The organism is uncultured Holdemanella sp. (assembly GCF_934772795.1).
Lineage (GTDB): Bacteria > Bacillota_I > Bacilli_A > Erysipelotrichales > Erysipelotrichaceae > Holdemanella.
Map to the genome: position 1 here is coordinate 1 of NZ_CAKVMR010000071.1, position 10,387 is coordinate 10,387.

The window sequence follows — 10,387 nt, forward strand, 5'->3', positions numbered from 1 at the left end:
TGCGTTTATAATATAATAAATGACGAAGAAAAGAGAAATGTGGTCACAGCCTTGATTAAGGAAATTGAAATTTACAGAAATGACGAGTCTGAATATCCGCTAAAGCGGATTGGCCTGAATTTTCCGGTGTTCAAGGATGGCGGGGAAGTTACGGAGCTTTTGTGGGACAAAGGGAATACCGTTGAAAGTGTTTGTGTATTAGAAAAGAAACAATTCAATGTAAAACCTACAAAGAAGGCACAAAGACAGGCTCAATTCAGATCGAGTAAAATGAGTAAGAAAAAACGTTAGGAAGCAAGTATGCTTCCTTTTGTGCATATGGGTATGCTTAAATTGCTTGAAATGCTATAATCTGTTTAACAGAACGGAGAATACATATGTTAGAAATTGGAATTCAAGCACCTGATTTTGAATTGCCGGATCAAGATGGTGTGATGCACAAATTAAGTGATTATAGAGGTAAAAAAGTTATTTTATATTTTTATCCAAAGGATAATACGGCGGGTTGTACAAAGCAGGCTTGTGGCTTTTCTGAAAGATATCCACAATTCTTAGAAAAAGGCGCTGTCATCTTAGGCGTGAGTAAAGATACGGTGGCTTCTCATAAGAAGTTTCAAGAAAAGTATGGTCTTGCCTTTACATTGTTGGCAGATCCAGAAAGAAAAGTGATTGAAGCTTATGATGTGTGGAAAGAAAAGAAAAATTATGGAAAGGTATCTATGGGTGTGGTTCGCACAACCTATTTAATTGATGAATCTGGGATTATAGTTCGTGCAAATGATAAAGTAAAAGCGGCCAATGATGCCGAAAATATGTTGGAAGTAGTTTAGACACTGCTTCCTTTTTGTGTTTGTATTAAAATGTTATGAGGTATATCATTTTGTAGGGTGATAGTATGTGGATTATATATGCGACAGGTTCTGCCTTTTTTGCAGGAATCACTTCCATACTCGCAAAATGTGGTATTTCAAAAACAGATTCCGATGTGGCAACAGCCATACGAACCATTGTGGTTTTAGTTTTTTCGTGGGTAATGACTTTAATCACTGGAACACTATCGGGTATTACTGAAATTAGTGAAAAGACACTATTATTTCTAGTCTTATCTGGCATCGCAACAGGAGCTAGCTGGCTATGTTATTTCAAGGCGCTACAAAATGGGGATGTCAATAAGGTTGTACCTATTGATAAATCGAGTACGATTTTAACGATTCTTTTGGCTTTGATTTTCTTTCATGAAGGCTTGTCTTTAGTTAAAATTGGCTGTGTATGCATGATTGGTGTGGGTACGATGTTGATGATCAATCGAAAAGATGCATCTGAATCTAATTCTTCAGATAAAAGCTGGTTGGTGTACGCGATTTTATCAGCTGTATTTGCGAGTCTTACATCCATTTTAGGTAAGGTTGGTATTTCTGGAATTGATTCTAATTTAGGTACGGCCATTCGTACAAGTGTTGTCTTGGTCATGGCTTGGCTTATGGTGTTCGTGAAAAATAAGCAGTCTGAAATAAAAGGTATTGATCGAAAAGAACTCTTGTTTATCATCTTATCTGGTTTTGCGACAGGAGGATCTTGGCTGTGTTTCTACCGTGCTTTACAGGATGGACCTGCAAGCATCGTTGTGCCCATTGATAAATTGAGTATACTTGTAACGATTATTTTTTCTCGTGTTGTATTTCAGGAAAAGCTATCAAAGAAGGCGTTACTAGGCTTGATTTTGATTACAGTGGGTACTGTCATTATGGCAATGATGTAGGAGGTTTTATGAAGAAAATTGATTTAGATAATTGGTGTCGTAAAGAGCATTATTTGTATTATACAAATAATTTAAATGTTGAAGTGAATATGACGGCCAATATTGATGTGACAGATTTATTGGATTTTTGCCATACAAATGGATATAAATTTTATCCGACATTGATTTATTGTGTGACTAAAGTATTGAATCGAATTGATAATTTTCGAATGTTTAAAGATAAAAATGGAGATTTATGTGTGTGGGATCATTTAGTTCCTAACTATACGATTTTCCATGAAGAAGATCATACGTTTTCAGATTGTTGGACAGATTTTACAGATGATTTTGATTCTTTCTACAAGAATATTACTTACGATATGAAAGTAGGTAAAACCAAAAGAGGTATTAAGGTAAAATCTGGCCAACCAGCTAACTTTTATTGTGTTTCATGCACGCCATGGACAACATTTACTGCTGTTTCAAGTCGTGTGGTCAATGGAGGTGCAGCATTCTTTCCTATTATCACAGCTGGAAAATATGATGGTAATTATCGGATGCCAGTAAATATCACAATTGCGCATGCCGTAGCGGATGGGTATCATATTGGCTTGTTCTTTGAATATTTACAAGAGGAAGTAAGTGCAAAATGTTTACTGTCAAACCTTAAATAAAGGCGTCGTATTTACTTTTTAGGCAAATTGTTATAAAATTTTTTATGTAGGTATAAATTGAAAAGGAGATATAAAAATGAATCAATCACCACTTCAAAAAGCTAGATACCAATACAGTCCAAAATTGCCTGGAATGTTAAGAAATGGTATTTCAGAAATCTGTGTTAAGGAAGGAAACGCAACTCAAAGTGTTGCTGACCAAGAAAAAATCGCGGCTTTATTCCCTAACACTTACGGAGAAAAAGAAATTACATTCGAAAAAGGAGAAAATACTTCTGCAGCTAAAAAACAAGTTGTAGGTGTAATCTTATCTGGTGGACAAGCACCTGGTGGACACAACGTTATTTGTGGTCTATACGATGCATTAAAAGCTACTAGTAAAGAAAACGTTCTTTACGGATTTAAAAATGGTCCTATTGGATTATTAGAAGACAACTATGTAGAATTCGATGATGCATATATCGATGCATACAGAAATACTGGTGGATTTGATATTATCGGATCTGGACGTACAAAATTAGAAACTGAAGAACAATTCGCAGTTGCTGCAAAAGTTTGTGAAAAACACGGAATCACTGCTATCGTAATTATCGGTGGAGATGACTCAAACACAAACGCTGCTGTATTAGCTGAATACTTTGCTGCTCACAATACAGGTGTTCAAGTTATCGGTTGTCCAAAAACTATCGATGGTGACTTGAAAAACGAAGACATCGAATGTTCATTTGGATTCGATACTGCAACTAAAACATATAGTGAATTAATCGGAAACATCGAACGTGATGCAAACTCTGCTAAAAAATACTGGCACTTTGTAAAAGTTATGGGACGTAGTGCAAGTCACGTAGCTTTGGAATGTGCTTTAGAAACTCAACCAAACATTTGTTTAATTTCAGAAGAAGTTGCTGCTAAAAAACAATCTTTATCTGAAATCGCTGACTACATTGCTGATGCAGTTGAAAAACGTTCTGCAAATGGAAACAACTTCGGTGTTGCGATCATCCCTGAAGGTGTAGTTGAATTCGTTCCAGAATTTAAAGCATTGATTGCTGAAATCAACGAATTGTTAGCTGGAAACAAAACAGAAGAATTTAACGCATTAGGTAGCTGGGAAGAAAAATATGCATTCATTGAAAAAGGTTTAACTGCTGAATCAATGGCTGTATTCGCAATCTTACCTCAAACTATCCAACAACAATTATTCTTAGAAAGAGATCCACACGGAAACGTACAGGTATCTTTAATTGAATCAGAAAAATTGTTCTCAGCTTTAGTTAAAGACAAATTAACTGAAAGAGGATTCACAGGTAAATTCAACGCATTACACCACTTCTTCGGATACGAAGGACGTTGTGCATTCCCATCAAACTTCGATGCTGACTATTGCTACTCATTAGGATACAACGCATTCATGTTGATCCAATACGGATATAATGGATATTTATCAAAAGTATCTAACTTATCTAAACCAGCTGAAGAATGGGTTGCTGGTGGTATGCCAATCACTAAGATGATGAACATCGAACGTCGTAATGGTGAAGACAAACCAGTTATCAAAAAAGCATTGGTTGAATTAGATGGTAAACCATTCAAATATTTCGAAGCAAACCGTGATACATGGGCTGTTGAAACTGCATATACTTATCCAGGAGCTATCCAATACTATGGACCAACTGAAGTATGTGATTTAACAACTCGTACATTGGCTTTAGAAAAAGGTGAATAATAAATAAAAAGAATGCTTCGGCATTCTTTTTTCTTAAAGGAGAAACTTATGAAGTATATGATCGCAAGTGATATCCATGGTTCAAGCTATTATTGTCAAAAACTAATGGATGCTTACAAATACGAAAAACCAGATCGATTGATCTTATTGGGGGATATTTTATACCATGGACCTAGAAATGATTTACCAAAAGATTATGCACCTAAAAAAGTAATTGAAATGTTAAATTCTATTTCAGATTCAATTTTATGTGTTCGTGGAAATTGTGATTGTGAAGTCGATCAAATGGTGTTGGATTTTCCATGTTTAGCCGATTATTCGGTGTTGGACATAAATGGACTTTTTATCTATTGTACACATGGACATTTAAAACCGGTTAAGCTAAAACCTGGATCTTTATTACTATGTGGACATACACATGTTCCAACAATGGAAGATCGAGATGGAGTTATTTATATGAATCCAGGCTCTGTTTCAATCCCAAAAGAAAACAGCCCTCATAGTTATATGACACTCGAGGACTGTGTATTTACTTGGAAAGATTTAGAAACACTTAGCCAATACCGTTGTAAAGAATTCCCAAAATCAAAATAATGATGGCAAGAAATACATATACATATTTGCCTAAGAACTTAAAAGTCGGTCCAACCGGCTTTTTTCTTCCTTTGTCTAATTCTTGTTTTAAATCATTCCATCCTAAAACATAATATATGGTAATGGCACCAAGTAAGGCTGCAAAAGGAATAATATAGATTGTGACAACATCCATCCATTGACCGACAATATCGCCATTTTCGATGCATACAGAAATGATGAATGTGATTATGCCACAAAGTAAAACAGCTTTTTTTCTTGAAATATTAAAGCGGTTTTGCCAAGACTCACACACAGCTTCTAACATGTTGATTAAACTTGTGATTCCGGCGAAAGATACTGAAATAAAGAAGAATAGGGCAAAGAAGTTGCCAAGTGGCATTTGTTTAAAGACTTCTGGAAGTGTTAAAAACATTAAACTAGGACCACTGACTGGATCAATGCCAAAAGAGAATACAGCTGGCATAATGGCTAGTGCCGCTAGCATCGCTGCAATTGTATCAAATATAGCCGTCTGCATACTTGCCTTTGGAATGTCTACATCATCCTTTAAATAAGCTCCATATACAATCATTCCTGAACCTGTAATGGATAAGGAGAAGAAGGCTTGGCCCATAGCCATGATCCATGTTTCTTTATTGAGTAAATATTCCCATTTAGGTACAAATAAGAATTTATAACCTTCAATCGCACCATCAAATAGACTGACACGAATAGCTAAAAATATAAACAAAATAAAGAAGGCTGGCATCAATATTTTATTGACTTTTTCAATCGCATTTGTGGCACTTGTAAATAAAAGTAGACAAGTAATAAACAAGACTAAAAAGTGGCAAGGCACGTTTGAAAAGGATTGTGTCATATTCGTAAAGAAAGCAGGAATATTATTGGTGAATAGTTCATTTGTGACTACGCCTTGAATACTTCGAAAGACCCATCCTAAAATGACACTATATCCAATCGCAATGCCAAGTGATCCTAGTAGTGGAAGCCATCCAATATATTTACCGAATTTGTTTTTCCAACAATATGCATAGGCACCTAGTGTTCCTGTTTTTGCCATTCTTCCTAGCGCAAATTCAGCCGATAAACCAACAAGACCAAATAAGGTGATAAAGATAAGATATGGAATTAAAAAGGCAGCGCCACCATATTGTCCTAAGCGATATGGAAACATCCATATGTTTCCCATTCCTACGGCAGAACCTACGCAGGCTAACACAAATCCCACCGTGCTTTTAAAATTTCCATTTTTGTTCATAGTAATACCTCGATGTTTTTAAGTATACCATAAAAATGATATAATGATTAAACAGGAGATATGTATGTTTGTAGAAGAAAGACAAAATTTAATATTAGAAGATTTACAAGAGAATGGAAAAGTATTAGTCAAAGATTTAAGTAAACGTTTTGGTGTAACACCTGATTTAATTCGTAAAGACTTAGCTTTTTTAGAATCGAAAGGGAAATGTAAAAAGATATATGGTGGAGCGATATTGAATCGTTTAAATGTTCATTTAGAGGATGCGAATTCTAGAAAGAATGTGAATAGTAAGGAGAAACAAAAAATAGCGCAAATGGCCTATGATTTGATAGAACCGAATATGACCATTTTTTTAGATATTTCGACTACGAATATTGAATTGGCTAAATTATTAGTATTAAACCCTATTTCAAATATTACAGTTGTTACCAATATGTTGGATGTAATTCAAATTCTTTCTTCAAGTCAAATTCATGCGATTTTTATTGGTGGAGAATTTGATTATGCAAGAAATGGCTTTGTAGGCAATATGTGTGATGAATTTCTTCAACGATTTCATTTTGATGTAGCCTTTTTAGGCGTGGTAGGCATAGATTTAGAATCTGGTAGTGTTATGACTTATATGCCAAATGATGGACAAACAAAACGGATTGTTTTAAAACAATCGAAAAAGGCATATATGTTGGCGGATTCGGATAAGTTTTACCAAATGGGGAATTATGAGTATGCCAAGGTGGATGCGTTTTATGGAATCTTACAAACAATAAAAAGTAATAAAAAGTAATAAAGAACTATTGATTTTGATCATAGTTCTTTTTATAATGGATTTGTAAATGGAGGGCTTACTATGTTAGATCGTATTTCTATTCTGAAAGATAAAATGTTGTCTCAACCACGCTTTGTAAGTATTGAACAAGCATTGATCATTACTCGTACATATCAAGAAAATGAAGATAAATCCATCCCTTATAAGCGTGCACTTTCTTTGTATAACGCATTAAATGAAATTGAAATTGGTATGGAACCTGAAGAATTGATTGTAGGGAATCGTACAAAGGGTGTTCGTTATGGTGTTGTTTTTCCGGAAAGTGGAATTTCTTGGGTAGACCGTGAATTTGAAACAATTCCAACTCGTTCTCAAGATAAGTTTAATGTACATTCGGAAGATATTGAAACTTTTCGTAAGGTGATCGTTCCGTATTGGAAAGGTAAAAGTTTGGAGGATGTCATTAAAAATCGTTTTGGAGAAGAAATCAGTACCATTTCTAAAGTAGTAAAAGTCAATCAAACCGATCATGCACAAGGACATATTTGTCCGAATGTAAAGGAATGGTTAGAACTTGGTCCACAAGGCTATATTGATATTTCAAAAAAACATCTTGAGACATGTTCAAACTCACAAAAAGAATTTTATGAATGTGTTATTTTAGTCATGCAAGGTGTGCAGAAGTTTATGCTTCGCTATCATGATTTAGCTTTGGAAATGAATAAAAAAGATGTGGCTGAAATTTGTGAAAAACTTGCATATCATCCAGCTTCTACATTCCATGAAGCGTTACAATCCTTATGGTTTTTATTTGTCGTATTACATATGGAAAGCAACGCATCTAGTTTTTCTCCGGGTCGTTTAGATGAAACTTTATATTCTTACTATAAACAAGATATAGATTCGGGTATGTTAAAGGAAAATGAAGCTTTAGAATTGATCGAATGTTTATGGTTGAAATTCAATGAGATCGTATATTTAAGAAATGCGCATAGCGCTAAATATTTTGCGGGTTTTCCAATTGGATTTAATATTTGTGTGGGTGGACAAAATCAAAATGGAAATGATTTTAGTAATGAATTGAGTCATTTATTTTTAAAGGCCCAAGAAGATATTGGTCTTCCTCAACCAAACTTATCTGTTCGACTTCATGAACATACCAATGATGAACTGTTAAAACATGCGATTCGCGTTGTTTCAAAAGGAAGTGGAATGCCACAATTTTTCAATGATAAGGCAATTATCAAGGCTATGGAAGATTTAGGTATATCCCATGAAGATGCCATGGATTATGCGATTGTTGGCTGTGTGGAGCTTACAACACAGGGAAATAACTTAGGTTGGTCCGATTCGGGTATGTTTAATATGAATAAAGTCTTAGAACTGACTTTGAATCATGGTCGTTGTTTATTAACTGGAAAACAGATGGGCCCTGACTATGGATCGTTAAGTACCTATACTTCATTTTCTGAATTGGAATCGGCATTTGAAAAAATGATGGATTATTTTATCGATAAAATGATTCCATGTTTAGAAGAAGTGGAAAAAGCACACATTGATATTTTACCAACGGCCTTTTTATCAAGTGTCATTGATGATTGTATGGAAAAAGGCATGGATGTAACGCGTGGTGGTGCACATTATAATTTATCAGGTATTCAAATGATTCAGGTGGCAAACCTTGCGGATAGTTTAGCGGCTTTAAAGAAGCTTGTATATGATGAAAGAAAAATTGGTGCAGATGATTTAGAGAATGCATTACAATCAAATTTTGTAAATAATGAAGTTATGCGTCAAATGTTACTGAATCGTGCGCCTAAGTATGGAAATGATGTGGACTGGGTGGATGAGCTTGGTGCAAAATGGGCATTGAAGTTTAGAAATAAATTAAGAAAATATACAAATTACCGTAATGGAGAATATCATACAGGAATGTATACGGTAAGTGCACATGTTCCAATGGGAGAAAATGTAGGAGCTAGCTGCGATGGAAGACTAGCCAAAACACCTTTAGCGGATGGTGGATTATCGGCAGTATATGGTCGTGATTTAAAGGGGCCTACAGCTGTGTTAAAATCAGTATCGCATTTAGATAATTCTTGTACGACAAATGGTGGCTTATTAAATATGAAATTTTTACCAGAATTCTTTAAGACAGAATCGGGTATTGATAAGTTTGCGAACTTTATGCGTACATTTGTTGACTTAGAGATTCCACATATTCAATTTAATGTGGTTCGTAAAGAAGATTTATTGAATGCCAAAGCACATCCAGATCAATATCGTTCTTTGACGGTTCGTGTAGCAGGATATACTGCGTATTTTACAGAACTAGCTGGAGAATTACAGGATGAAATCATCGCAAGGACAAGTTATGACAACATCTAAGGGATATATATTTGATATTAAGCGTTTTGCGACGCACGATGGAAAAGGAATTCGTACAACGGTGTTCTTTAAGGGATGCCCCCTTCGTTGTAAGTGGTGCCAAAATCCGGAGGGATTATCGTATTTACCACAAGTCTTGTATATGGAATCCAAGTGTATGCATTGTCTTGGTTGTGTGCACGCATCAAAACATGGTGGAGTCAAATGTGTGGATGATAAAATTTGTATTTCAAGAAATGCAAATGAAGATTGGAATGCGATTTGTGATGTGTGTCCGACTCTAGCTTTGAGTATGGATGCCAAAAAGTATACTGTGGAGGAATGTGTTCATGAAATTTTAAAGGATGAAATATTCTTTAAAAGAGAAGGTGGCGTAACTTTTTCTGGGGGTGAGCCTTTTTTACAGAGTGATTTTTTGGTTGATGTATTAAAGGTATGTAAAGAAAAAGGAATTCATACGGCTATTGAAACAAGTTTGTATACGGATTTAGAAAATGTACAAAAGGCTTTGCCTTATTTGGATCAGATTTATTGTGATTGTAAGTTGTATGATGAGAATTTGCATAAACAATATACGGGTGTTTCAAATGAAAAAATATTAAAAAATATTGCGTATTTACTTCAGAGTAATAAAAAAGCGCACGTGATCGTTCGTACGCCTTTGATTCCGACAATGACTGTATCCTTTGATAATATTTCTTCTATATCAAAGTTTTTAGTTTCTTGTTATGAAGATGTTCATTATGAAATTTTGAATTATAATCCTTTAGCACAATCTAAATATGCATATTTAGATATGGAGTATTGTTTCAAAGAAAATCCAAAGATGTACTCCAGTGAAAAGATGCAGGAATTTTATGATTGTGCTAAACAGAATGGTATAAAAAATTTAATTATTGAATAGGGAGCGTAGGCTCCTTTTTTAAATTAAATTATATTTTTGATATATGAAAGTAGTCCGAAATTTTCTCTCTTTGAGAAAAGTAAATGAAATGTGTTGTCGTATAATTATAAACGTTGAGATGATTCGTGTTGAATCGAATATCGATTATTCCTTTATTTATAGTCTTTTAAGTATTTCAAGTCATTATTATATGACTTGTGTGTAAGCACTGTGTTAATGATTTATTTAAATAAATTCACATATTTTTAAAAAAATTTAAAAAAACATTTGACGAAAGAGGAATGATTTGGTAATATAGATGAGCACTGCTGAGGTGCACATGATCTTTGAAAA

General features: G+C 34.5%; 9 protein-coding genes and 1 pseudogene. 9 read left to right on the forward strand and 1 reads right to left on the reverse strand.

Annotated features, from left to right (window positions below; translation table 11 throughout):
• From Q0F04_RS10215 to yfcE, 6 genes and pseudogenes are all read left to right on the forward strand, one after another.
• Positions 1-291: pseudogene (locus tag Q0F04_RS10215) on the forward strand (hypothetical protein); the annotation flags it as partial.
• Between the two features lie 86 nt (positions 292-377).
• Positions 378-830, forward strand: a complete 453-nt coding sequence (locus Q0F04_RS10220; protein ID WP_278729282.1) for a peroxiredoxin — start codon at positions 378-380, stop codon at positions 828-830.
• Positions 831-895: 65 nt separating this feature from the next.
• Positions 896-1,759, forward strand: a complete 864-nt coding sequence (locus Q0F04_RS10225; protein ID WP_295752977.1) for an EamA family transporter — start codon at positions 896-898, stop codon at positions 1,757-1,759.
• 8 nt (positions 1,760-1,767) lie between these two features.
• Positions 1,768-2,412, forward strand: a complete 645-nt coding sequence (locus tag Q0F04_RS10230) for a CatA-like O-acetyltransferase (RefSeq protein ID WP_295752979.1) — start codon at positions 1,768-1,770, stop codon at positions 2,410-2,412.
• Between the two features lie 76 nt (positions 2,413-2,488).
• Positions 2,489-4,138: a diphosphate--fructose-6-phosphate 1-phosphotransferase gene (locus Q0F04_RS10235; protein ID WP_118116365.1), complete on the forward strand. Its 1,650-nt coding sequence runs from the start codon at positions 2,489-2,491 to the stop codon at positions 4,136-4,138.
• A gap of 48 nt (positions 4,139-4,186) precedes the next feature.
• A complete protein-coding gene (gene yfcE, locus Q0F04_RS10240) occupies positions 4,187-4,732 on the forward strand; it encodes a phosphodiesterase (RefSeq protein ID WP_295752982.1) in 546 nt (181 codons plus the stop codon).
• Here yfcE and Q0F04_RS10245 read toward each other — a convergent pair.
• Complete coding sequence (locus Q0F04_RS10245) at positions 4,692-5,993, reverse strand: sodium-dependent transporter (RefSeq protein WP_295752984.1); 1,302 nt, start codon at positions 5,991-5,993, stop codon at positions 4,692-4,694. The two genes, yfcE and Q0F04_RS10245, sit on opposite strands and share 41 nt — an antisense overlap.
• Before the next feature lie 64 nt (positions 5,994-6,057).
• Between Q0F04_RS10245 and Q0F04_RS10250 the strand changes: the two genes are divergently transcribed.
• From Q0F04_RS10250 to Q0F04_RS10260, 3 genes are all read left to right on the forward strand, one after another.
• Entirely contained in the window at positions 6,058-6,780 is a 723-nt protein-coding gene (locus Q0F04_RS10250) for a DeoR/GlpR family DNA-binding transcription regulator (RefSeq protein WP_295752986.1), read from the forward strand.
• A gap of 63 nt (positions 6,781-6,843) precedes the next feature.
• Complete coding sequence (locus Q0F04_RS10255; RefSeq protein WP_295752988.1) at positions 6,844-9,150, forward strand: formate C-acetyltransferase/glycerol dehydratase family glycyl radical enzyme; 2,307 nt, start codon at positions 6,844-6,846, stop codon at positions 9,148-9,150.
• Positions 9,113-10,054, forward strand: a complete 942-nt coding sequence (locus Q0F04_RS10260; protein ID WP_295752990.1) for a glycyl-radical enzyme activating protein — start codon at positions 9,113-9,115, stop codon at positions 10,052-10,054. The genes Q0F04_RS10255 and Q0F04_RS10260 overlap by 38 nt, the downstream gene beginning before the upstream one ends.
• Positions 10,055-10,387 lie beyond the last annotated feature (333 nt).